We start from the raw sequence: 24,067 nt of genomic DNA on the forward strand, positions 1-24,067 counted from the left end.
CATTATTCTCTTCGTATATCAGCAGTATAAATCACTTTCTGGCCGCTTAGTTCAAAGGATCGGCCCCAGCATCGCGACGGTATTATTGATTAATCGGCGGTGGCGGGGCCAGTTTGCAACCTCATTGGGGTCAACGCGCACCGAGCTGTTGAGGTAGTGCTGCTGACGTTGGTGGATCTGTTGGGCCAGCTCTGAGTCGTAGGCCAGGATATTGTTCTCATAGTTGAGTTCGAAGCTGCGCCGGTCCATGTTGGCGGAGCCGATAAGACTGATCTCACCATCCAGGGTGAGCGACTTGGTGTGCAACAGGCCACCGACATACTCATAAATTTTTACGCCGGCGGTGAGTAGTTCGGCGTAGTAGCTGCGGCTAGCAGCGGCTACTATGCGGCTGTCATTGCGTTGAGGAAAGATAATAAGAGTCTCCACGCCGCGACGTGCGCTGGCGCAGAGCGCGGCCTGTAGAGGTTCGTCCGGCACATAGTAGGGTGTAGTGATAACTAGGCTTCGGCGGGCGCTGTAAATCAAGGCCTCGAACATCTCAGGCATGGCCGAGTAGCGCACGGTGGGGCCGGTGCCGATTACCTGTGTACATATGCCAGGCCGAGTGGCGGGGAGGGGGCGGTGCAGCAGGGCACGGATATCGTCGTTGACATGCGACATCCAGTCGCTGATGAACAGATGCTGATTTTGGCGTGCGATTGGCCCTTCAAAGCGAATCATAAGATCGACCCAGGGCGCATACTTCGCCTTGACCCGAAACTCAGGATCAGCGCAATTCTGGCTACCGCAGTAGGTAATGTGGTCATCAATGACGACAATTTTGCGGTGGTTGCGCAAATCGATACGGCCGCCAAGCATGCGCAAGATCGGATTGCCAATAGGCAGGGCGCGTGCAAGTTGGACGCCAGCAGCTTGCATCGCCCGCCAGTGCTTGGAGTGGATCATGGCGCGCGCACCAAGGTCATCTGCCATCGCTCGGCAGGCAACGCCGCGCGTGGCTGCTCGCATCAGCGCCTGGGCAACTTTGAGGCCGTTGTTATCGGTCAACCAGATGTAAAATAGTAGATGGACGTGATCTTGTGCAGCGTCAATATCGGCAACAAGTGCATCAATGACGGCGTTGGAGTCTTTTAGTACTTTTGCGTGGTTGCCACCGACCGGCTCGAACCCGCTGATGGAATAGCCCACCTGAAACAAGTGCTGATAGTGCGCCGGAATCTGCGGTGCGAGGTTGGTTGAATCAACACCAAGAGTGGTCTCTGGTGTTGATGTTTGCGCAAGTACCTCACGCATCCGTTTGGCGCGTTTGTTGCCGATGTTAGTCTCACCGAGTAGTAAATAGGTAATGATGCCAACGATAGGTAGGGCGATGATGACCACTATCCAGGTCAGTCTGGCCCTAGGGTCGCGGTGCGGTTTAAGTAGAACGCGGATGATCAGCAGCCACTGAATCACCAGGTGCAATGCAGCGCTGAGCGCAGTGAGAACGGTAGAGTCGCTAATGCCATTCATTAAAAGTGTGCTTCCTCATGCTGATACGGCAGGTCAATCATGGCTAACCGTCCCCAACCCTCCTTTCTACTCAGCTAGCTTTTTGATGCGTAGGCATAGAGCAGTGTTTCCTGAGCGCTGATCGCGTCGCCATTGCCAGGATCCTGGAGGTGATAACTACCGTCGCTTTTTAGTAACCAGCTTTGGCAGTTATCGACGAGGTAGGTCTCTAAATCTTTACGTACCCGCGTGGCAAGCTTTTTATCCAATAGCGGGAAGCAGGTTTCTACGCGATGGAACATATTGCGTGACATAAAATCAGCGCTTGAGCACCATGTTTCTGGTTTGCCGTCATTGTGAAAATGGAAAACGCGGGTATGTTCTAAAAAACGCCCAATAATCGACCGGACGCGGATATTTTCTGAAACACCCTCGATACCGGGTTTCAAACAGCACATGCCGCGAATGATTAGGTCGCACTCTACGCCTGCTTGCGAGGCGCGATAAAGCGCTTTGATAAGCTTGGGCTCTGTTAGCGAATTGCACTTAATAATGATGTGCCCGCGCTTACCTTTAAGCGCCACCTGAGCTTCACGGTCAATCATTTCGACTAAGCGCTCGTGAAGCGTAAAGGGGGCGTGGAGCAACGTGTCGATCTTGCGCGCGCGGCCCATGCCAGAAAGCTGCTGGAACACCTTGTGCACGTCCGCGCATAGTGCTGTATTGGCAGTTAGCAGGCTGTAATCGGTATATAGTTTCGCTGTTTTAGAGTGGTAGTTGCCGGTGCCTAAATGTGCGTAGTGGCGCAGCTCGCCCTTCTCACGTCGTACGATATGTAGCATTTTGGCATGGGTTTTATAGGCCATGATGCCGTAAATCACGATGGCGCCGGCTTCTTGCAGGCGTGATGCTAACTGAAGATTGTCGGCCTCATCGAAACGCGCCCGCAGCTCGATAACAACGGTGACTTCTTTGCCTTGGCTGGCGGCATCGACCAGAGCACTCACTATCGTTGAATCTGCGCCCGTGCGGTACAGAGTCTGCTTGATTGCCAGTACGTCCGGATCGCGTGCGGCCTCGCGTAGTAGGTCTTCAATAGGTGAAAAAGACTGGAATGGGTGATGAAGCAGGATATCGCTTTTGGCAATAGCGCTAAATAGGCTGCCACCCTTTAATGCTTTTGGCACGCTAGGCGAATAGGGGCGATAGAGCAGTTCCGGTCGGTCAACATCACCGAGTACAGCCATCATGCGGGTCAAATTTACCGGCCCTTGAACACGGTATAAGTCGCTGCTTTCTAGCTCAAACTGGCGCAGCAAGAAACTGATCAAGTCATCTGGACAATTATCAGCGACTTCAAGGCGAACACCACTGCCATAACGGCGGGCTAATAGCTCGCCACGTAGCGCTGAGGCCAAGTCTGAGACCTCTTCTGGGTCGACGGTCATATCGGCATTGCGAGTCAGCCGGAACTGATAACAACCGCGCACACGCATACCGGGGAAGAGTTCCTCTGCATGAGCGTGAATCATCGATGACAAGAAAATATACTCAGAGAAACCTTCTGCACACAGAGCTTTAGGCAGTGCCATCAAGCGAGGCAGTGAGCGAGGCGCTGGCAGTATTGCCATGCCACCAGCCCGACCAAAGGCGTCCTTTCCCTCTAGTTCAACAATGAAGTTGAGGCTTTTATTAACCAAACGTGGAAACGGGTGGGAAGGGTCTAAGCCAATGGGGCTGATGACCGGCATGATTTCGTTATCAAAAAAACCTTTAACCCACGCTTTTTGCTCGTCGGTCCACTGATCGCGACGACGAAAGCGTAGCCCCTGAGCTTCCAGCGCGGGCAGCAGTGTTTCGTTCAATATTTGATATTGGCGGGCAATTTGCTGATGCGCGATATCCGAGATTTCTGCCAGCACAGCCTTAGGTAAGCGGCCGTCGGCGGCGGTGGTATCGTCACCTAATGCCATTTGGTGTTTAAGCCCAGCAACTCTTATCTCAAAAAACTCATCCATGTTGGATGAAAATATCAGCAGAAACATCAGCCGGTTAAGTAGCGGATGTGCATCGTCTAGGGCTTGTTCAAGCACCCGGATATTGAATTGCAGATGAGAAAGCTCGCGATTGAAGTAAAGCTGCGGGTCGTCAAGATCCGCTTCCAAGTGAGCCTCTTTCGCGTGAACTCCGGTGGGGGTACGATTGATACGCAATGGCAAAGCCTCTCCCTCGCCACTTACCGTCTCGTTTGCAGCGTTCGTTGACTCGCTAGAAAATGCTGGCGTGGAATCTGCTGATTGATCGTCCATGGCTGCCCCCCGGTGGTGGTTCATACTCATCATAGCGTGATAACTACTGTTAATAGGAGTATGCCGGGAAAAGATGACAAACAAGTGTCACCGGTTTGTCATCTTTGAAGGTTTGACCCCTGAAATTAACGCTGTAACAAGCGTGCTGCTTCTAAGGCAAAATAGGTTAAAATCCCATCTGCACCTGCTCGCTTGAAGCACATCAGTGACTCAAGAATGACGGGTTCGGCCTCAAGCCAGCCGTTGTCGAAAGCGGCGCGATGCATGGCGTACTCACCGCTGACTTGATAAGCGAATGTCGGTACTTGGAGTTCGCTTTTTACACGACGTACGATATCCAAGTAAGGCATGCCAGGTTTTACCATTACCATATCAGCGCCTTCAGCGATATCCATAGCGACTTCATGCAGTGCTTCATCACTATTGGCGGGATCCATCTGATAGGTGCGTTTGTCCGCCTTGCCAAGATTGGCGGCAGAGCCGACTGCATCACGGAAAGGGCCGTAATATTTAGAGGCGTACTTAGCGCTATACGCCATAATACGCACATTATGCAGGTGTTCCTGCTCCAACACTTGGCGTATGGCGCCGATGCGGCCATCCATCATATCGGAAGGTGCCACGACATCGGCGCCTGCTTCGGCGTGGGAGAGTGCCTGTTTGAGTAGCGTATCCACTGTGCGGTCATTTTGCACATAGCCGTGCTCATCAAGAATGCCGTCCTGTCCGTGGCTAGTATAGGGGTCAAGGGCGACATCGGTAATAATGCCAAGCTCTGGTAGTGCTTCTTTTAGCGCCCGTACACTACGCTGAACCAGACCATTCGAGTTGTAAGCCTCTTCTGCTAACTCGCTTTTTTGCTCAGCGCTGACAACGGGGAAGAGAGCTAAGGCAGGAATACCCAGCGCGTAGGCCTCACGTGCCTGCTCAATCAGCAGGTCGATGGAAAGACGCTCAACACCGGGCATTGAGGCAATCGCTTCGCGCTGATTTTCGCCTTCCAGTACAAAAACCGGCAAAATCAAATCATTGGGTGTTAGCGTCGACTCCTGCATTAAGCGACGGGAGAAATCGTCGCGACGCATACGGCGAAGTCTGGTGGCAGGGAAGTGACGGGGAGCAGAGGTGTTCAACGGCTTTCTCCAAACAATCGCATAGTCAATCGAATAGTGGGTGCCCTAAAAGGCCTAACGTGAGTATATCAGTCCTGCACTGCAGCGAAAGCGGGCTTGTGATAGCTGGCTTGTAGTGGCTTTATAGACTGACTAAAGTGAGCCACTCAGCGACGCTAAGTGGCGACGATTTAACAGCGATAATAAGCGCTACGATAAGGAGATAAGCATGACCAAACAGGTAGCAATCGTATTAGCAGGCTGCGGCGTTTTTGATGGTTCTGAAATCTATGAAACAACGCTAACGCTGCTGCGCCTTGATCAGTTAGGGATTGGCTATCGCTGCTTTGCGCCGGATGTCGCTCAGCATCATGTGATTAACCACTTAACCCAAGAGCCTGTCGAGGGCGAACAGCGCAATGTACTGCAGGAGTCGGCGCGCCTTGCCCGTGGTGATATTAGCCCGATTACTGAGCTAGATGCAGATGACTTTGATGCGGTCATTGTTCCTGGTGGCTTTGGTGTCGCTAAAAACCTGTCTGATTTTGCCGACCAGGGCGATAGCATGCAGGTACTTGAGAGCGTGAAAGAAGCGCTGGTAGGCTTTAAAGAAGAGGCAAAACCCATTGGCCTGATGTGTATTGCTCCTGTTTTGGTCCCGCGCCTGCTTGGCGAAGGTGTGGCCGTGACGATTGGTCATGATCCGAGTGTTTCTGGCGCCATTAGTGCGATGGGTGGCCTGCATCGCAGCTGTGGCGTAGAAGACATTGTGGTAGATCATGAGCATCGGGTGGTAACGACGCCTGCTTACATGCTGGCGACCCGTATCAGTGAGGCCGCAACAGGTATCTTTAAGTTGGTAGACCGCATTGATGAAATGATGGGCTAATGCTTTCTAGGTAATCGGCTATTCGTATGAAGGGCAAAAAGCCTCTCGTATGAAGAGCAAAAAGCCTCTGTCATGTTCCCATGGCAGAGGCTTTTTTTGAGCAGTGTATCGCCTTTAATAGTGCTTTTAGGTCTCTTGTTCCTCAGCGTCATCCGCCTTTGCCTTACGGCGTACCAACCGGCCAAACAATAGGCCCACCTCATAAAGTAGGTACATCGGTATCGCTAACAGGCTTTGAGAAATAATGTCGGGAGGAGTAAGCAGCATGCCCACCACAAAGCAGCCTAAAATAATGTAGGGGCGCTTTTTAGAAAGGCTTTCGACCGTGGTCGCGCCAGACAGTATTAGCAGAAATGTTGCGATGGGGATTTCAAACGCAACACCAAAGGCGAAAAATAGCTTAAGTACAAAGTTCAAATACTGATTAATATCGGTCATTACCGCCACGTTTTCCGGCCCGGTCTGGGTGAAAAACTCAAAGAGCAGCGGAAAAACCACGTAATAAGCGAAGGCCGCCCCAGCGTAAAATAGCGCTATGCTGGAGACCAGAATGGGTATCGCCAGCGCTTTTTCGTTATCGTAAAGCCCAGGTGCTACAAATGCCCATGCTTGGTGCAGGACGAAGGGGATAGCGATAAAGACGGCGACTACCAGGGTTAGTTTGAAGGGCGCCAAGAAGGGCGAGGCTACCTCGGTGGCTATCATCTGTGAGCCTTCTGGCAACAGTGCCATTAATGGCTCAGCCACAAAGCTGTAGATGTCATTAGCAAAGGCATAAAGGCCAAGAAATACGACTAATATAACCACGACCGCTTTCATAAGCCGCGAGCGTAGTTCAATCAGGTGCTCAATAAGAGGCGCTTGGCCTTGGTCTTTACGTGGCTCCTGGGAGTCGCCAGACATGCTCATTGGTGATTACTATCCTTTGTAAGATCCGCCTTTGTAAGATCCGCCTTTGTAAGATCCGCCTTTTTAGCATCGGCATTTCCCACATCCGCTTGCTTAGCATTCTTGCTAGACTCATTTTTGCCGCTAGGATTTACCGCGCGCAGTTCATCGGTAGCACGTTGATGAGGCGTTGAGGAAGAGGCTGCTGGCGTGTCTTCGCGTACTGTTTGCAGTGCATCATCTAGTCGAGCACTCGCGTTGGCAACCCGCTGCTCGGTCTCGTTTTGGGACGCTTGTGTCGAAGTGCTGGAAGAAGAGGGGGCGTCGGCAATGCTCTCAACATCCTGCTTGGCTTTTTTGAGACTGTCATCGAGCTTTTTCTGTTGCTCGTTGAGCTTTTGACGCAACTCCTCTGCTTCCAACTGAGCGCTGATCTCGCGCTGCATACCGGATACCGTACGCTTGATTTTGCCAATCCACATGCCTGCTGTGCGAGCGGCTCTAGGCAGGCGCTCTGGGCCAAGCACCAGAAGCCCGACGATACCAATCAGCATCAGTTCAAGAAAGCCGATATCCAGCATGGGTTATTTGCGCTCTTCGTTACGTTCTGTGGGGCGTTCTTCGGCGGCACGCTTCTCTTCTGCTTGAACATCATAGGTGTTACCAGCCTCTTCGTGGCTTACCTTCGCCTGAGATTGGTCAGCATCTTTTTTGTCGCCGTCTTTCTCTTCTTCGTTAATGGCCTTCTTAAAGCCTTTGACTGCACCGCCTAAGTCGGTGCCCACATTACGCAGTTTCTTGGTGCCGAAAATTAGGATGATAATGCCCAGAACAATCAGCAACTGCCAAATACTGATACCACCTAACATATGCATTTCCTCATCAGTGCAGGTTAACGTTGTGTGCGGGACGCTTTTTCGTCATGACCAGAAATACCAAACCGCCGTGCTAGCTCATCTAAAACGCGCTGATGATCCAGTTCAAGGTGCGACAGCATCACCAAACTATGAAACCACAGGTCGGCGGTTTCAGCGATCACAGCTTGATGCGCCTGCTCGCCGCCGTGCTCGGCATCTTTAGCAGCCAAAATTGTTTCGGTCGCCTCTTCGCCGACTTTTTCGAGTATCTTGTTCAAACCCTTATGATGCAAGGAGGCAACATAAGAATCTTCTGCACAAGCATGTCGACGCTGCTTTAAGACCTCCGCGAGTGCATCTAGCACTTGCGTCGTCTGGGTAGAATCAGTCATAGGCATCCTTTTATCAATCATCACAGCGCTTTCGCCAAAGATCAGTGCTTTCGCCAAGGGCGACACTGAGGCGCTTTATCTTACTGCCAGAATGTTTCATTGCCATAGCAGCAGCAACAAACCTACTCCCGCAGCTGCTAAAACAGGCCACTCTTGAGCCGATGCCCAGCTGCTCAGCGGCTGCCAAGCCAGGGCAATAGCAAGCAAAATAAGTCCGATACGCAGTCGGTAATGACGTTTATGCTGGCGCGTCAGTTGCTGCTGAACGGTACTAATGGAGTTCACTTGCTGATGACGCTGGCGGTGTTCATGCTCCATTCGGCTCAGCGCTTGATGCGCTAGCACGGGTAGCTCAGGCAACTGATGAGAAAGCTCCGGCGCTTGGCGTTTGAGCGACTCCCAAAGGCCGCCGATACCAGCGCGCTGTTTCATCCACTTTTCTAGATATGGTTTCGCAGTGCTCCACAGATCTAGTTCAGGGTAAAGCTGACGACCCAGCCCTTCGATGTTAAGCAGCGTTTTTTGCAACAATACTAACTGTGGCTGTACTTCCATATTAAAGCGTCGTGCTGTTTGAAACAGTCCTAACAGCACCTGCCCAAACGAAATATCTTTTAGCGGCTTTTCAAGAATGGGCTCGCATACGGTACGAATAGCGGCTGCAAACTCGTTAGCGCGCGTGTTTTCGCCCACCCAGCCGGACTCAATATGTAACGCCGCTACTTCGTAATAATCTTGATGGAAAAAGGCCAGTAGGTTGCGCGCTAGGTAGTCTTGATCTTCTCGGGTAAGGCTCCCCACGATGCCGCAGTCGATGGCGATATACTGTGGATCTTCAGGATCATCGCAGTTAACAAAGATATTGCCGGGGTGCATATCGGCATGGAAGAAGTTATCTCGGAAGACCTGGGTGAAGAAGATTTCTACGCCGCGTTCAGCCAGCTTCTTAAGGTTGGTTCCACGCGCAATAAGGGTATCTAAATCAGCCACTGGTACGCCGCGAATGCGCTCCTGGACCATGACATGGCGGCGGGTGTATGACCAATAGATTGTCGGCACAAACAGCAGCGGTGAGTCTTTGAAGTTACGCTTAAGTTGCGATGTGTTTGCCGCTTCTTTATAGAGATCAAGTTCGTCAAATAAGGTGGCTTCGTAATCACGAATCACTTCTACAGGGCGTAAGCGTTTTGCGTCAGGCACTTTACCCAGCAACTTAGCGATTTGATACATCAGCGCCATATCCTGACGCATAATGCGGTCGATGCCGGGGCGAATAATTTTGACGACGACATCTTCACCGCTATGCAGCGTTGCCGCATGCACCTGGGCAATCGATGCTGACGCCAAAGGCACTCGGTCAAAGGCGGCAAATGCCTCTACGAGCGACATTTCAAGCTCTTTTTCGACCCGTGCAGCGGCTAGTTCGCCGGGGAAGGGCGGCACTTGGTCTTGCAGCCGTTTTAATTCATCGGCGATGTCTTCGGGCAATAGGTCTCGACGGGTCGAGAGCATTTGGCCAAATTTAATAAAAATCGGCCCCAGCGCTTCCAGGGCCAGGCGCAGTCGCTCGCCGCGACTGCGCTGCCCTACAGGAAACAGTTTTAGAGGCGAAAGAGCCATTAAGGCACGTAGCCAGAACGGCAGCCGCTCAACGGGTATCAACGTATCTAAGCGATGGCGAGCCACTATCCAAGAGATTTTCAATAACCGCAGGCTCATCAGTGCGGCTCCTTGAGGTGTGGCTGCTTGTTTGGCGACTGACTGGCCGTCAACTGTGTCAAGCGCTTATGCAGGCGATTGAGTTTGGCTTCCAGGCGGTCGGTCGCGATCTCTAGTTCGGTCAAATGATCTCGGAGTACATCGCGCTGTTGGCGGCCGGGGAGTATGCGTGCTTCTTCAAATACATATTCAGAAACGTCTTGCAGCAGCTCATCTTTCGCTCTTAGCCCCCAGCGTGCGGCGCGCCGGATACCTTCGGCCAGTGAATGGGCCGGCATATCCCCCAGCCAGCGAGCTAGCTCGCCTTCCCAATCGATATCCAGATCAAAGAGCAGGTCGCGGGTGGCTTCCAAGAGGTGGATACGGCCACGCACAGAAAGCTTGCCATCAAACATCAACCGCTCAATGGAGGCACCACTTAACCACTCAGAGAGCGTTTCAGGGGTGAGCTCGACGATGGCGTCGACGTCAGTTTCGTCTAGATCATCGCCACGCAGCAAATCAATCCCCGCATGGTGATAGTGCAGCACCAACTGAAGGTGAGGCTTTTCAAGCCTTACCAGTAGTCGACTCCCTGCTAGCGCAGACAAGCGCGCAGGTGAGGCCGGATCACGGGCAAGCAAGGCATTCAACGTGCGTTCACATCCGGCCAGCAACAGGGTCGGGGTGACTAGCATGCTGACCTCATTGTCGGTGAGTTCATAATTTAATGCCGCGGTGAAGGGCCACGATACCGCCGGTCAGGTTGGTATATTCAACCCGATCAAGCCCTGCCGTTTCCAACATGCCTTTCAGGGTTTCCTGGTCGGGATGCATGCGAATAGATTCGGCGAGGTAGCGATAACTCTCACCGTCTCCGGCCACTAGTTCGCCCATTTTAGGTAGAAGGCGGAAGGAGTACTCATCGTAGGCTTTCGACAGCAGCGCATTATTTGGCTTTGAAAACTCAAGCACTAGCAACCGTCCGCCGGGCTTTAGCACGCGTGTCATAGAGCGCAGTGCAGCGTCTTTATCGGTGACGTTGCGCAGTCCGAAGGCAATCGTAATGCAATCAAAACTGTTGTCCGGAAATGGCAGGCACTCGGCGTTGGCTTGTACATACTCAACGTTGCCTCCGACGCCATTATCCATCAGTTTGTCGCGGCCAACGTTGAGCATGGAGGCGTTAATGTCGGCCAATACCACTTTGCCACGCGGGCCAACCAGACGAGAAAATTTGAGCGTTAAATCGCCAGTGCCGCCAGCAATATCCAGCACATGGTGCCCAGGACGAACGCCTGCGCGCTCAATAGTAAGGCGTTTCCAGACGCGATGGATACCCATGGACATCAAGTCATTCATGATGTCATAGCGTGCAGCTACCGAATGAAAGACATCGGCAACACGAGACGCTTTTTCGTCAACTGCGACTTCCTGATAACCAAAATGGGTGGTGCGTTTTTCAGTGGGGCTCATGGGGCTCTAGCTCCCGAGTTCGAGGCGGTAATAGTCGACCAAAAGGTCGTCGCAATAAATGGTTAGCGACATTGTAGCCTTCTCACCCCCAACTTGTCTGCGCTTCAACTGAGGTGAAGCGTCACAGCTGTTTGAATTGGATGCTGGCTGGTTCGCGGGAGGCGCCGGCCGCTTCTAGGCGTTGTAGGTAGTTTTGCCAATAATCTGTTTGGTGCTGAGCTAAGTCGTAAAGATAGTTCCAGCTGTAAAGTCCGCTGTCGTGGCCGTCGTCAAAGTGCAATTTCAGAGCGTAATTGCCGGCTTGGGTAATGTTTTGCAGGCCGACATCTTTTTTACCCACTTGCAGCACGGCAGTATCGCCGCCGTGGCCACGCACTTCGGCTGAAGGTGAATAAACCCGTAAAAATTCGACAGGCAGTCGAAAGCTTTCACCCGTGGCGTAGCTAAGTTCTAGCTCGCGAGCCTGCTTATGGTAGTGAACCCGCGTTGGGGTGGGGGCATTCGTAGAAGTAGGGGCATTCATGGATGACGTCACCTTTTACGATATTGAGCTAAAGCGGATTGACCGACTATTTGCGCTTTAGCAAATGCGTGAAGGCAAGCGCCACGGCTAACGTTTGATCGACAGGACGTCGATCAAGCACGAGCAACAGGGATGTTGTTATCGTGCGTAACGTTAGACGCAGCGCAGCCTGAACAGCGGCATTTGCTTGCGTAAAAAGCGGGCAAGCTGTTGCGGGCTATACCGATATAAGCGCGTTTACAAAATATAGCGCGATAGGTCTTCGTCTACTGCTAGCTCACCCAGTTGGGCATTGACGTAATCGGCATCGATGACCAGCGGGCTATCCATGTCGCCGCCTTTAAATGAGGCTTCTTCGAGCAGCCGTTCCAGCACTGTATGTAGACGGCGAGCACCAATATTCTCGGTGCCTTCGTTCACCTGCCAGGAAATCTCGGCAATACGCTCGATACCGTCTGGAGTGAACTCGATATCCAGCCCTTCGGTAGCCAGCAGCGCTTGGTACTGCTTGGTGAGCGAGGCGGATGGCTCGGTGAGAATCCGCTGGAAATCGCCGGGGGTCAGCGCATCCAGCTCAACACGGATCGGCAAGCGTCCTTGTAGCTCTGGAATAAGGTCCGAGGGACGCGATAGGTGGAAGGCACCCGAGGCAATAAACAGGATATGATCGGTTTTGACCATTCCGTATTTGGTTGAAACGGTAGAGCCTTCGATTAACGGCAGCAGGTCACGCTGAACGCCTTCACGGGAGACTTCGCCACCGCTAGACTGGCCGCTACCCTTGGCAACTTTGTCGATCTCATCTAAGAAGACAATCCCATGCTGTTCAACGGCTTCGACAGCGCGGGCTTTGATCTCTTCTTCATTGACCAGCTTGCTCGCTTCTTCATCGCGCAGCAGAACCAGTGCTTCTTTGACCGTTACACGGCGCTGTTCGCGCTTTTGCTGGCCCATGTTGGAGAACAGGCTCTGTAGCTGGTTGGTCATCTCCTCCATGCCTGGCGGCGTCATTATGTCGATGCCTTGCCCATGGGAAGAGATTTCGATATCGATCTCTTTATCATCCAACTGACCTTCCCGAAGCTTTTTGCGGAAGGTTTGACGCGTACCGTTATCTTCCCGAGGCTTATCTTCCTGGCCACGGGGCGGTGGTAGCAGTGCATCTAGAACGCGATCTTCAGCGGCATCTTCAGCGCGATGGCCGACTTCTTCCTTCGCGTGTTCACGAACCATTTTGATGGCGGCTTCCATCAAGTCGCGAATAATCGACTCGACGTCCCGGCCTACATAGCCGACTTCGGTAAATTTAGTGGCCTCGACCTTGATGAAGGGCGCTCTGGCTAGCTTGGCGAGGCGGCGAGCAATTTCAGTTTTACCCACGCCGGTAGGGCCAATCATCAGAATATTTTTTGGTGTCACTTCCGGGCGCAACTCATCGTCTAGTTGCATGCGACGCCAGCGGTTACGCAGGGCAATGGCCACGGCGCGCTTGGCATCTTGTTGACCAATGATGTATTGATCCAGGGCGTGGACGATTTCGCGGGGTGTCATCTGAGTCATAAAAAGGGCCTCAACGGTCGTTGATGTTCAGCTCTTCGAGCGTCACGTGGTGATTGGTAAATACGCAGATGTCGCCGGCGATTTCGAGAGACTTTTCAGTAATTTCACGAGCAGAAAGCTCGGTGTTTTCCAATAGTGCGCGGGCACTTGCCTGGGCAAAGTTGCCGCCAGAGCCAATAGCAATAATGCCGCGTTCAGGCTCAACCACATCACCGTTACCGGTAATAATCAGCGAGGCGCTGTGGTCCGCTACGGCCAGTAGTGCTTCCAGGCGGCGCAGAGCTCGATCGGTGCGCCAATCTTTGGCCAACTCAACCGCTGCTTTGGTGAGGTGTCCTTGGTATTTTTCTAACTGCGCTTCAAAACGCTCAAACAGGGTGAAGGCATCGGCGGTGCCGCCAGCAAAACCAGCGAGTACTTTGCCACGATACAGGCGGCGTACTTTGCTCGCGTTGCCTTTCATTACGGTGTTGCCCAGAGATACTTGGCCGTCGCCTGCAAGGGCAACCTGATTACCGCGGCGTACGGATACAATAGTGGTCATGGAGATAACTCCTTGGGGGAGACACATGCTCCCGATGACTGATCGGCCATTTTAAAAGACCGTATAAAAAGCGATTCACAACAAAATGCGGGCGGCTGATAAAAAATCAACCGCCCGCTAAATAAAGCTGTTAGATAAACTGTTTTTTTAACGGGGCTTATGGCGATGAAAGCCTGTCTAGCCCTTTAGTTAAAGTAGTCTGTGGTTAGACTAGTTCTGCAGTTGGATCAGCAGTGGCTCAATGCCTTGTGTGGCCATTAAGTCTTGGGCGCGGTTAAGCTCACGAGTATCTTCGTAAGGGCCTACTTGAACACGGTGCCAAGTATCGCCATTAGCCTTTACTTTGCTAACTTGGGCTAGCAGGCTTAAGTTGCGCAGACGGCCACGCAACTGCTCGGCATCGCTTAGCTCTCGAAACGACGCGGCCTGTAGCATGTAGCGGTTAGGCGTGTTACTGGCAGGCGCTTGCTGGGCAGCGGCCACTTGCTCTTCAGGGCGCATATTAGCTGCAATAACCTGAGCAATAGGGTCATCGTTCTGACGCGCACTTGCGCTGCTTGTCGTTGTTTCGTTAGCTGTCGCGTTGTTACTTGCCGTCGTTTGTTCCTGCTGTGCTGCTGCCTCGGGGCGGTTCACGGTTGATGGCAGCGACACGCCTGGAGCAATGACTTCTGTATCTGGCAGCAGCGTGTAGAACTCAAACGTTGGCATTGATGGCTCGGCGACGGTTTCTGTTTGACGCGCAGCGCTACGCTCATCGCTGTCAGCAGGCTTAGGCAAGACAGTCGCTTGGGGCGTGTCTTCCTGCTCTTGCCAAGGAGCGGTGCCATGTTGATGCTGTGCTAGGAAGAAGCCTGCCGCTAAGCCTGCTATCCCCCAAAGCCAGCCAGGAATTTTGAATCCGCCACCTGAGCTTTTGCTGGCTTTGCGCTGAGAGGTTGCCCCTCGGCGGGCGGGCTTCTCTTTTGGGCTGGCCATCGCTTACATCTCCTCTGGGGCGCTGACCCCCATAAGATCAAGGCCGTTGCGAAGCACCTGTTTGGTTGCTAGGCCAAGAGCTAAGCGTGTGTTACGCAGGGTATCGTCTTCAACCATGACTTTAACGGCGTTGTAGCACGTGTGGAAATCACCTGAAAGATCCAATAGATACTGAGCAACCTGCTGGGGCTCGCGATTTTTAGCGGCGTTTTCAACCACTTCTGGGTAGCGTGCCAAGCGATTAAGCACGGCCTTTTCCTGGTCGCTATCGAGCAGTGCGAGGTTAGCTAGAGCGACGCTGTGGTTGAATGGCTGGTCTGCATCTTCGGCTTTGCGCAGCATGCTGGATACCCGCGCATGGGCGTATTGAATGTAATACACCGGGTTATCGTTCGACTGCGAGCGCGCCAAGTCGATATCAAAGGTAAGCTGCGAATCCGCCCGGCGTGCGGCCAGGAAGAAGCGAGTAGCATCACGGCCAACTTCATCAATTAGGTCGCGCACGGTGACATAGCTGCCAGCACGTTTGGAAAGTTTTACCTCTACGCCTGAGCGGGTCACCATCACCATTTGATGCAGAACGTAGTCGGGCCAGCCTTTGGGAATGCCGACCTCCAGCGCCTGCAAGCCAGCACGAACACGGGTAACCGTGGAGTGGTGGTCAGCACCTTGCTCATTAATCACGGTTTTAAAGCCGCGTTGCCACTTATTCAGATGGTAGGCCACATCTGGCAAGAAGTAGGTGTAGCCACCTTCCCGTTTGCGCATCACGCGGTCTTTGTCATCGCCAAAGTCAGTGGTGCGCAGCCACATGGCACCGTCTTCTTCGTACGTATGGCCATTCGCAACGAGCTTCTCAACGGTTGCGTCTACTTTGCCGTCTTGATAAAGCGATGACTCAAGGAAGTAGACGTCAAACTCAACGCCAAACGCTTTCAGGTCTAAATCCTGTTCTCGGCGCAGCCAAGCGACAGCGAAGGCCTGAATGGCATCTAGGTCATTGGCATCTGCTTTAGCGGTGACTTCACGGTCATCGGCTGCCACCGTTCTGCCTGCCATGTAGTCGTTGGCCACATCAATGATGTATTCGCCGCGATAGCCGTCTTCTGGCCAACTGGGGTCATCTGGCCCAAGGCCCTTGGCGCGAGCTTGAACAGAAAGCGCCAGATTTTTGATCTGGGCGCCGGCATCGTTGTAATAAAATTCGCGCGTCACATCGTAGCCGGTGGCTTCTAACAGGCGGCAAATACAGTCGCCTATTGCTGCGCCACGGCCATGGCCAACATGAAGAGGTCCTGTCGGGTTGGCAGAAACAAACTCCACCTGGACTTTCTCGCCCTTGCCAATCAGGCTGCGGCCAAAAGCATCGCCGCTATCGAGCACCTGAGCAACAATTTGAGCGGCCGCATCCGTGGCAGCAAAAAAATTAATAAAGCCGGGGCCAGCAATCTCGGTTTTTTGAATTGCATCGCTCGCGGGGAGGGCGGCGACCAGTAGATCGGCTAGCTCGCGCGGCTTCTTTGCTGCGGGCTTCGCCAGCATAAGCGCTAGGTTGGTGGCGTAGTCGCCGTGCGCTTTATCTTTAGTGGGGTCAACTTTAATCGTCGGCTGTAAATCGTCGGGCAGCACGCCTTGGTGCTTAAGCGCGTCAATCGCGCCTTCCAGCAAAGTAACAATTGTGTCTTTCATTTAAATATCCGAATGTCGTCAGTGGCGGCGTGTGCATGCGCTCATGTTAGGCAGCGGCAAAGCGGTCATTATCGGCAATTGGCGCGCAGTTTCAAAGCCGTATTACGTTACAGGGCGAGCCAATGACCCACGATATGTCTATCTCTACGCGAGACTCTACGCGAGAGTTTGCGGGTCAATGTCGATTGACCATCGGACTTTGCGCGCCTCACGATTGGCTTCTAACCACTGTACCAGCCAGTTAGCAGCGGTATGGCGCTGGCTACGTTTGTCTGCTGCCAGCATGATGTGCACATGATAACGGTTTTGACGGCGCTCCATGGGAGCTGGGACGGGGCCTAAGCAGCGCACCGGTAGTTTTACCATTGTTAACCATTGTTGAAGTGCTTGAGCAGCCTGCTGGCCCAAAGCAGTGGCAGCTTCTTCATGAGGGCTTTCAATGCGTAGCAATGCCATAAAACAAAAAGGCGGCAGCATAGCGAGGCGGCGCTCTTCCAAAAGGCTACGAGCGAGTGCGCCATAACCATGCTCTGCAAGTTGGCCCAAGTGCGGGTCATCTGGGTGCAGCGTTTGTACCAGTACTCGCCCAGGATGAGCGGCACGTCCTGCGCGACCGGCGACCTGCTCCAGCAACTGCGCGCTGTGTTCCAACGCGCGAAAATCAGCAGCGTAAAGCCCACCGTCGGCATTAACGACGACGACCAGCGTGACATGGGGTAGGTGGTGGCCTTTCGCCAGCATCTGGGTACCGACGAGCAAGCATGGCTCGCCTCGCTGGATCTCTTTGAGTATCTGCTCAAAGCTCTCTTTTTTACGCGTACTGTCGCGGTCAATACGGTGAACGGTGACGTTTGGGAACAATCCCTGCAACGTTTCTTCAGTTCGTTCGGTACCGCTGCCCAGGGCGCGTAGGTCACCGCTGCCACACTCGGGGCAAGCGTCTGGTAGCGCGCGCCGACTATCGCAATGGTGGCAGGCCAAAAGGGGAGGCTGGCGGTGTAGCGTCATGCGCGAGTCGCACTGTCCGCACTCGGCGATCCACCCACAGCTATGGCAAGCCAGCGTTGGCGCGAATCCCCGTCGGTTAATAAAAACGAGCGCCTGCTTGCCTGACGCTAAGGTGTTTTTGATAGCGGTGATGGCGCCGGGCAGAAGCCCCCCCTGGCGTCGCTGATGACGTAGGTCAATCAATTCAAGCTTGGCTGGTGGGTGTCGACTGGGACGTTGGGTGAGGCGCAGATGGCGATAGTGGCCGGAAAGTGCTTGCTGCAAACTCTCAAAAGAAGGCGTGGCGCTGCCTAACAGCAGGGGGATATTGTGGTAATGAGCCCTGGCAACGGCTAAGTCCCGGGCGTGGTAGCGAAGCCCGTCGTGCTGTTTATAGGAGCCATCATGCTCTTCGTCGACGATAATGGCCCCTGGGTTTTTGAGTGGCGTAAAAATAGCCGAACGGGTGCCGATAATGACTAGCGCGCGGCCATTGGCAGCGGCTTCCCATACATCCAGGCGCTCCAGGTCGGTAAGCCCCGAGTGTAGCGCCACTACCGGTACCCTAAAGCGGCTCTTAAAGCGCGCCAGGGTTTGAGGCGTGAGGCCTATTTCAGGCACCAGTATCAGAGACTGCTTGCCCTTAGCGGCGAGGGCTTCAATTAGCTGAAGATAAATTTCGGTTTTACCGCTTCCGGTCACGCCTTCAAGTAAGCAGGGATGGTAGCTTTCGAGCTTTTCATGCAATACGGCAAGTGCCGAGGCCTGCTCTCTGTTCAGCGGCAGTGATGGTGAGGCCAGCAGGTTGCCGCCAGCGGACGGTGTTGCGGTTAGCGTGGCTTCCTGGGCACGGGCGAAGCCCTTTTTTTGCAAGGCTAGCAGCTGTTCACGGGTGAAACCATGAGCAGTGATTGCTCGACCAGCCAGTCCATGTGGATGCTGACGCAGCAGGGCATATAGCTCGGCTTGTTTCGGTGCTCGCTGAAGCGGCAGGTCGTCCCCAGGTGACAGCGGCAGCCACAGGGTCTGTGTTCGTCCCCCCATCGGATGGCCCTGGCGCAGCCGGGCAGGCATGGCCAGCTGCATCGTGTCGCCTAAGCTGTGCTGATAATAACGGGCCGCGAAATGGCATAGCCACTGCCAGTCGTTGGGCAGGGGGGCGTCATCGAGCACCTCGCTAATAGCGCGTAGCTTCCCGTGAGGCAGTTCGCTGCCATTGGCAAGTTCTGCCACCACGCCGACCACTTCTCTGCGGCCAAAGGGAACGCGTACTCTAAGGCCTATCTGCCAGCCACAAGCGGGTGGTTGGCGTATTGGTAAATAGTCAAATAAACGCCGCAGTGGTGATGGTAGAGCGACTTTTAGCACTTGAAAAGGTGCTGAGGACCCGCCTTGAGGGCGTGCCTGGTTAGAAACAGAGTCGGACAATTGGCCTCCGGCGTTTAGTTTGCTAGAATGCGCGGCCGCTCTGAATCTATAGGATGGAGCGGTTAACCGGTTCGCAGTTTTTTCAAACCCGTATGCGGTGCCTGGCAACGGATCAGGTGGCGGCATACAGCTCATGAGGCTCAAGATGAAACAAGGTATCCACCCGAATTACAACACGGTCACCGCTAGCTGTTCTTGCGGTGCAAGCTTCCAGGTTGGTTCTACCTCTGGTCAGGACTTCTCTCTGGACGTGTGCTCCAACTGCCACCCGTTCTACACCGGTAAGCAGAAGCAAGCGACCACTGGTGGCCGTGTAGAACGCTTTAACAAGCGTTTCGGCGCTGCCGTTAAGCGCGGCTAATCCTAACGGATTTGCGCTGCTGCAAACACACAATGTGTTTGTAATATAAGCCCACGCTACGGCGTGGGCTTTTTATTCTCAGAGGCACGCTTTTTCCATTTTCCTTTCCCTTCCTTACCTGATAGGCCTTCTGAAGGCTTATTTTGCTTAGTAATAATGTATCCATGGATGCGTCTAGCAGATGCTTAAAATAGATACTTGCCCACAGCCGCTTCTGTAAAGGCAGGCCTGTGGAAAGGTTGGTTTTTTATGGTTTTTAATGGAATTTATTTTCATAAATTCCGTATTGCATCAATAAGCAAACCTTTATGGCTATCGTACTTATTTATAAGTTGCAGCAAATGGTGTTGAAAAGTTACGAACATGTTGGAAACGGGTTTGAAACAACTGTTTTTCTGCAAAGTTTACTACGTGCTTGAGGCGCATGGGTTTTTTCTATATTCTGGAGTGACTTTTCTACTTTAGGCTGATTGGACCTTGACCATGATGGATGCAAATAAGCAAGCGGCTTTGGATTATCACGCTAAACCGATTCCCGGTAAGCTGTCTGTGGAGTTAACCAAACCCACAGCTACCGCGCGTGATCTGGCGCTGGCGTATAGCCCTGGCGTTGCTGAGCCGGTTCGCGAAATCGCCCGTGAGGCGGAAAACGCGTATCGCTACACTGGTAAAGGGAATCTGGTCGCTGTCATTTCTGACGGAACTGCCATTCTAGGCCTTGGTAACCTTGGCCCGCTGGCCAGTAAGCCGGTTATGGAAGGTAAGGGCGTACTGTTTAAGTGCTTTGCAGGCATTAACTCAGTCGATATTGAAGTGGATGCTGAAAGCCCGCAGGCGTTTATCGATACGGTGGCGCGTATTGCGGATACCTGGGGTGGTATTAACCTGGAAGATATCAAAGCCCCCGAATGCTTTGAAATCGAAAAAGCCTTGATTGATCGCTGCAGTATTCCAGTATTTCACGATGATCAGCATGGTACGGCCATTGTGACCGCTGCCGGTATGCTTAATGCGCTGGATATTGCCAATAAGCGTATTGAAGATGTGAAGATTGTCTGTATGGGCGCGGGAGCTGCAGCGATTGCCTGCATGCGTTTGCTAGTGTCGTGTGGCGCTAATAAAAAGAATTTGGTGATGCTTGATCGTCGCGGTGTTATTCACGCTGATCGCGATGGCATTAACGAGTATAAAGCTGAATTCGCCCGCCATACCAATATGCGCACGTTAGACGATGCCATCGACGGTGCTGATGTGTTTATTGGTCTTTCAGGCCCGGGGCTGCTTTCTGCCGAGCAAGTGAAAAAAATGGCCGCAGACCCGGTTATTTTCGCCTGTACTAACCCAGATCCGGAAATTCACCCGGCTGTGGCCCGCGAGGCACGCCCTGATGTGATCATGGCCACCGGCCGTTCGGACTTCCCGAATCAGGTAAATAACGTATTGGGTTTCCCGTTTATTTTCCGAGGTGCTTTAGATGTTCGGGCGACACGCATTAATGAAGCCATGAAGCTGGCTGCTGTCCACGCTCTGAAGGATCTAGCCCGAGAGCCGGTACCCCAAGAAGTGTTAGACGCCTACGAGCGCACTGAGATGAGTTTTGGGCGTGAGTACATTATCCCGACACCGGTCGATATTCGCCTGCTAGACCGAGTCTCTTCGGCGGTGGCTCAGGCAGCCGTAGACTCAGGTGTGGCGCGTAAGCCTTATCCCGCGCACTATCCGCTCAAAACTATTAATGACGTTTACGGTGCGTAAACTTTTTAGCGCACGTTGATGTATCCTCCGACGCCCGCTGATAGCGGGCGTCGGTGTTTTTGCGCACCGGTTGATTGATGCGCTTTAGTGTTGTTGCGGGTAGCGCACCAGTCCTTCTTGAGCGGTAGAGGCCACCAAGTGCCCATCGCGTCGGTAAATATGACCGCGCGCTAAACCGCGGGCGCCGCCAGCCCAGGGAGAGTCAATCACGTAGAGTAACCAGTCATCCAGGCGGGTATCTTCGTGTAGCCACAGGGCATGGTCCAGGCTGGCGATGCGCAGTTTGGGATCGGTAAACTTGATACCGTGGGGAACCAGTCCGGTCGTTAGTAGGTTGAAGTCCGATGCGTAGGAAAGCAGGTGGCGATGCAGGGCTGGATCATCGGGCAGCGTTCCGCCCGCTAGGCGAAACCATAGGCACTGACCTGCAGGCGATGCATTGTCTGGATTGCCTTTTAAATGCAGAAACTCGATAGGATGACCTGGGAAACGCGCATGTTTTACATCTCCACTTTCGATTAACGCTTCTGGCCTAGGCACGTGGGGCATGGCGCGCTGGTGGTTAATGCTCTCTTCGGCGCTTTGAAACGAAGCGCTACAGAAGAAGATCGGGCGCCCTTTTTGAATAGCGGTAACGCGCCGAGTAGTAAAGCTACCACCATCGCGAATCGTGTCTACTTGGTAGACGACGGGGCGGTGAGGGTCGCCGGGACGCAGAAAATAGCCATGCTGTGAGTGTGGGCGGCGATCATCGGGCACGGTGCGGGCCGCAGCTGCTAATGCTTGGCCTAATACCTGGCCACCGTAGAGTTGTGGGAAGCCGAGGTCTTGGCTTTGGCCACGAAATAGCGTCTCTTCAAGTGTTTCCAGCTCTAGTAAGCTTACCAGTAACTTCAGCGCATCGTTCATTCTCGGTATCCTTAGTGCTGTCCGTTTGGCCGCTAATGTTTGCCAGGGTATCTATGCGGCTATGGCACAATTAAAACGATCGTTTTGCTACCTTAGCGGAGTTTGTCTTGATACGCAGCGACGAATTTTACATGCACCGAGCGCTTGACCAAGCACACCTTGCCTTTAAAGAGGGCGAGGTGCCGGTGGGGGCTGTAGTGGTGGATGCTCTGGGAACTATTATAGGTGCAGGGCGAAACTCACCGGTAGCTAGTTGCGACCCTAGCGGTCACGCGGAAATTCGCGCGCTGAGAGCAGCGGGACAGCAAGTAGGTAACTATCGCTTAGAGGGCTGCACACTATTTGTAACGCTTGAGCCATGCATGATGTGTGCGGGTGCCATGGTCCATGCCCGCTTAACACGCTTGGTGTATGGTGCGGCAGAGCCGCGCACGGGGATGGTCGAATCAAAAGCCAACTTGCTTGCTCAGCCGTGGTTCAATCATCAAGTAGTCGTCACCAGTGGTGTGCTGGCAGCGCCGGCAAAAAAATTGCTAAAACAGTTTTTTGCTACGAAACGCTAGCCCGCTACTATCGTCAACGAGTGGCGGTATAGAGAGTAGCAACCAATCATTATTCCATGGGTGGAATAATATCAAAGAGTAACAGAGGCTCATCGCTAACCAGTGTTTGTCCCAACTGGAAAAACTGCTGGCGACTGCGTTCGACGTACTCAATCATCTCGTAGTAGCGGCGAATGTTGCGTACATAGATCACAGGCTCACCGCCGCGTGCATAGCCATGGCGAGTTTGGCTGTGCCATTCCCGTTGCTGAAGTAAGGGCAGCGCTGCACGGACATCTTGCCAGCTGTCTGGGTTGCCGCCGCGCATTTCGGCGATCTTGCGGGCATCGTATAGGTGCCCGAGTCCAACGTTATAGGCTGCCATCGCCATGTAGAGCCGGTCATTGCCGACAATGCTCTCTGGCAGGCGATCTTTAATACTACGTAAATAGCGGGCGCCACCATCAATGCTCTGGGCAGGATTAGTGCGGTCAGCAATGCCCATCTCGCTGGCGGTTGGGTTGGTGAGCATCATTAGGCCGCGCACCCCGGTGGGAGACACTGCGTTAGGGTCCCAGTGAGATTCCTGATAGCCCACGGCGGCCAGCAGTTTCCAATCAAACCCCGTGTCTCGAGCAGCCTTTTTGAAAAGCTCGCTATAGGTTGGCAGGCGTTCATCAAGATGGGCTAAAAACGTGCGTGTTCCCACGTACTCCAAATAATCATCATGGCCAAAATAGCGGCTGACGAGCTGCTCCAGCGTGCCACTTTCCTGCAGTTCTTGAAGAAACTGATTGGCAGTTTCCAATAGCCCCAGCCCGCGCCCGCTAGGTACCGCCCAGGCTAATGACAGCGGCTCTCCCAAAAAGAAACCGCGCTCGACGTTAGGGAAAAAGAGCCGATTGAGACGAAACTGATGATCAAAAATAATTGCGGCATCCAGCGTGCCGTTTTCCACCCGAGCCAGCAGTTCTGCTACTTCAAGCTCGTGAGACTCTTTCCAGCTTAAACTTGGGTAGTCGCGCTGAAGGGCGAGGAGTGATTGGCTGGTGCCTGCTTCGCTAAGCGTGCCTAATTCCAAACCAACTAAATTTTTTGGCTCGTTTATGCCGTTCAAGCCGCGACGATAAACCACCAGTGGCTGCATCTGGATAATTGAGCGGGTGTAAAGAATGCCGGGTGAATCTGGCAGCAAGGGTAGCGCCGCAGCACCTAGGTCTCCTTGTTCTCGTACGGCAGGCAGCACGCTTTCAGGATGGTGGCTTGCATTAAGATTTAAGCTAACCCCCAAATAGTCAGCAAATCGATGCATCAGCTCATATTCAAAGCCAGTGGGGCCTTGGCGGCCTTCATAGTAAGTGGTTGGTGTGTTGCGGGTATGAATAGTAATAAATTCTTTCGCGATGATCTGAGCGAGGTGCTCACCTTGCGGTACCGGCGTGGTGGCGCGCGGAATTAACGCTAAGAAAAGCGTAACAATGACTGCAAAATAGGCGCGATAACGCGCTATAAAATGTCGGCAAATCAACGTCAGCATGGCGTCTTGTCGGCATGAAACAAGCTGCCACGATACCCAGCCTGAGAGATGCTGTCACCTTGTTGATTTCGTGTGGCCGCCGCTTTCCAGTATCATAGTGAGATTGCCGCGCTGCGGCCCACTGATTTCCCGCACGAAC

The 24,067-nt window shown here is 53.3% G+C and carries 22 protein-coding genes and 1 pseudogene; 4 read left to right on the plus strand and 19 right to left on the minus strand.

The genetic code is table 11. The features are described 5' to 3' along the window. Nucleotides 1-51: 51 nt before the first annotated feature. From cls to hemB, 3 genes are all read right to left on the minus strand, one after another. A complete protein-coding gene (gene cls, locus JFC11_RS15095; protein ID WP_095604507.1) occupies nucleotides 52-1,515 on the minus strand; it encodes a cardiolipin synthase in 1,464 nt (487 codons plus the stop codon). 74 nt (nucleotides 1,516-1,589) lie between these two features. Further along, nucleotides 1,590-3,803: a polyphosphate kinase 1 gene (gene ppk1 / locus JFC11_RS15100; protein WP_038478128.1), complete on the minus strand. Its 2,214-nt coding sequence runs from the start codon at nucleotides 3,801-3,803 to the stop codon at nucleotides 1,590-1,592. A 125-nt stretch (nucleotides 3,804-3,928) separates the two neighbouring features. Then, a complete protein-coding gene (hemB, locus tag JFC11_RS15105; protein ID WP_198349873.1) occupies nucleotides 3,929-4,936 on the minus strand; it encodes a porphobilinogen synthase in 1,008 nt (335 codons plus the stop codon). Between the two features lie 208 nt (nucleotides 4,937-5,144). Here hemB and elbB point away from each other — a divergent pair, with 208 nt between their 5' ends. Beyond that, nucleotides 5,145-5,804, plus strand: a complete 660-nt coding sequence (gene elbB / locus JFC11_RS15110) for an isoprenoid biosynthesis glyoxalase ElbB (protein ID WP_038478122.1) — start codon at nucleotides 5,145-5,147, stop codon at nucleotides 5,802-5,804. A gap of 126 nt (nucleotides 5,805-5,930) precedes the next feature. Here the strand turns inward: elbB and tatC are convergent, their stop codons facing one another. The 14 genes and pseudogenes from tatC to JFC11_RS15175 form a co-directional block, all read right to left on the minus strand. After that, complete coding sequence (tatC, locus tag JFC11_RS15115; protein WP_083007012.1) at nucleotides 5,931-6,713, minus strand: twin-arginine translocase subunit TatC; 783 nt, start codon at nucleotides 6,711-6,713, stop codon at nucleotides 5,931-5,933. Continuing rightward, complete coding sequence (locus JFC11_RS19190; RefSeq protein WP_422822568.1) at nucleotides 6,710-6,796, minus strand: pentapeptide repeat-containing protein; 87 nt, start codon at nucleotides 6,794-6,796, stop codon at nucleotides 6,710-6,712. The genes tatC and JFC11_RS19190 overlap by 4 nt, the downstream gene beginning before the upstream one ends. Before the next feature lie 90 nt (nucleotides 6,797-6,886). Further along, nucleotides 6,887-7,273, minus strand: a pseudogene (gene tatB / locus JFC11_RS15120) (Sec-independent protein translocase protein TatB); the annotation flags it as partial. A 3-nt stretch (nucleotides 7,274-7,276) separates the two neighbouring features. Further along, complete coding sequence (gene tatA / locus JFC11_RS15125; protein WP_038478116.1) at nucleotides 7,277-7,561, minus strand: Sec-independent protein translocase subunit TatA; 285 nt, start codon at nucleotides 7,559-7,561, stop codon at nucleotides 7,277-7,279. A gap of 23 nt (nucleotides 7,562-7,584) precedes the next feature. Beyond that, the gene (locus JFC11_RS15130) at nucleotides 7,585-7,941 is read right to left on the minus strand and encodes a phosphoribosyl-ATP diphosphatase (protein WP_038486243.1); all 357 of its coding nucleotides are present in this window, start codon (nucleotides 7,939-7,941) and stop codon (nucleotides 7,585-7,587) included. 96 nt (nucleotides 7,942-8,037) lie between these two features. Beyond that, the gene (ubiB, locus tag JFC11_RS15135) at nucleotides 8,038-9,660 is read right to left on the minus strand and encodes a ubiquinone biosynthesis regulatory protein kinase UbiB (RefSeq protein WP_038478112.1); all 1,623 of its coding nucleotides are present in this window, start codon (nucleotides 9,658-9,660) and stop codon (nucleotides 8,038-8,040) included. After that, nucleotides 9,660-10,337, minus strand: coding sequence for a ubiquinone biosynthesis accessory factor UbiJ (locus JFC11_RS15140; RefSeq protein WP_038478109.1), 678 nt, complete (start codon nucleotides 10,335-10,337; stop codon nucleotides 9,660-9,662). Before JFC11_RS15140 ends, ubiB begins: the two co-directional genes overlap by 1 nt. Before the next feature lie 22 nt (nucleotides 10,338-10,359). After that, complete coding sequence (gene ubiE, locus JFC11_RS15145; RefSeq protein WP_198349875.1) at nucleotides 10,360-11,115, minus strand: bifunctional demethylmenaquinone methyltransferase/2-methoxy-6-polyprenyl-1,4-benzoquinol methylase UbiE; 756 nt, start codon at nucleotides 11,113-11,115, stop codon at nucleotides 10,360-10,362. 121 nt (nucleotides 11,116-11,236) lie between these two features. Continuing rightward, nucleotides 11,237-11,638: a gamma-butyrobetaine hydroxylase family protein gene (locus JFC11_RS15150; protein WP_038478102.1), complete on the minus strand. Its 402-nt coding sequence runs from the start codon at nucleotides 11,636-11,638 to the stop codon at nucleotides 11,237-11,239. 237 nt (nucleotides 11,639-11,875) lie between these two features. Further along, nucleotides 11,876-13,198: an ATP-dependent protease ATPase subunit HslU gene (hslU, locus tag JFC11_RS15155; RefSeq protein WP_038478099.1), complete on the minus strand. Its 1,323-nt coding sequence runs from the start codon at nucleotides 13,196-13,198 to the stop codon at nucleotides 11,876-11,878. 10 nt (nucleotides 13,199-13,208) lie between these two features. Further along, nucleotides 13,209-13,742: an ATP-dependent protease subunit HslV gene (hslV, locus tag JFC11_RS15160; protein WP_009724832.1), complete on the minus strand. Its 534-nt coding sequence runs from the start codon at nucleotides 13,740-13,742 to the stop codon at nucleotides 13,209-13,211. 210 nt (nucleotides 13,743-13,952) lie between these two features. Then, nucleotides 13,953-14,720, minus strand: a complete 768-nt coding sequence (locus tag JFC11_RS15165; protein ID WP_198349876.1) for an SPOR domain-containing protein — start codon at nucleotides 14,718-14,720, stop codon at nucleotides 13,953-13,955. 3 nt (nucleotides 14,721-14,723) lie between these two features. Beyond that, the gene (gene argS / locus JFC11_RS15170; protein ID WP_198349877.1) at nucleotides 14,724-16,409 is read right to left on the minus strand and encodes an arginine--tRNA ligase; all 1,686 of its coding nucleotides are present in this window, start codon (nucleotides 16,407-16,409) and stop codon (nucleotides 14,724-14,726) included. 156 nt (nucleotides 16,410-16,565) lie between these two features. Next, nucleotides 16,566-18,950, minus strand: a complete 2,385-nt coding sequence (locus JFC11_RS15175; RefSeq protein ID WP_198349878.1) for a primosomal protein N' — start codon at nucleotides 18,948-18,950, stop codon at nucleotides 16,566-16,568. Nucleotides 18,951-18,969: 19 nt separating this feature from the next. Between JFC11_RS15175 and rpmE the strand changes: the two genes are divergently transcribed. After that, nucleotides 18,970-19,185, plus strand: coding sequence for a 50S ribosomal protein L31 (gene rpmE / locus JFC11_RS15180; protein WP_009724828.1), 216 nt, complete (start codon nucleotides 18,970-18,972; stop codon nucleotides 19,183-19,185). 483 nt (nucleotides 19,186-19,668) lie between these two features. Beyond that, nucleotides 19,669-20,940 (plus strand): malic enzyme-like NAD(P)-binding protein, encoded by a 1,272-nt coding sequence (locus tag JFC11_RS15185; RefSeq protein WP_038478085.1) that lies wholly within the window; start codon nucleotides 19,669-19,671, stop codon nucleotides 20,938-20,940. An 84-nt stretch (nucleotides 20,941-21,024) separates the two neighbouring features. Here JFC11_RS15185 and JFC11_RS15190 read toward each other — a convergent pair whose 3' ends face one another. Then, the gene (locus tag JFC11_RS15190; protein ID WP_198349879.1) at nucleotides 21,025-21,849 is read right to left on the minus strand and encodes an acyl-CoA thioesterase; all 825 of its coding nucleotides are present in this window, start codon (nucleotides 21,847-21,849) and stop codon (nucleotides 21,025-21,027) included. A gap of 110 nt (nucleotides 21,850-21,959) precedes the next feature. Here JFC11_RS15190 and tadA point away from each other — a divergent pair, with 110 nt between their 5' ends. Then, a complete protein-coding gene (tadA, locus tag JFC11_RS15195; protein WP_217181852.1) occupies nucleotides 21,960-22,412 on the plus strand; it encodes a tRNA adenosine(34) deaminase TadA in 453 nt (150 codons plus the stop codon). 49 nt (nucleotides 22,413-22,461) lie between these two features. On the opposite strand, the gene mltF is transcribed toward tadA, so the two are convergent. Next, nucleotides 22,462-23,928: a membrane-bound lytic murein transglycosylase MltF gene (mltF, locus tag JFC11_RS15200; RefSeq protein WP_198349880.1), complete on the minus strand. Its 1,467-nt coding sequence runs from the start codon at nucleotides 23,926-23,928 to the stop codon at nucleotides 22,462-22,464. Nucleotides 23,929-24,067 lie beyond the last annotated feature (139 nt).

It is taken from the genome of Vreelandella alkaliphila (assembly GCF_016107625.1).
In the GTDB taxonomy this organism is placed as follows: Bacteria; Pseudomonadota; Gammaproteobacteria; order Pseudomonadales; family Halomonadaceae; genus Vreelandella; species Vreelandella alkaliphila.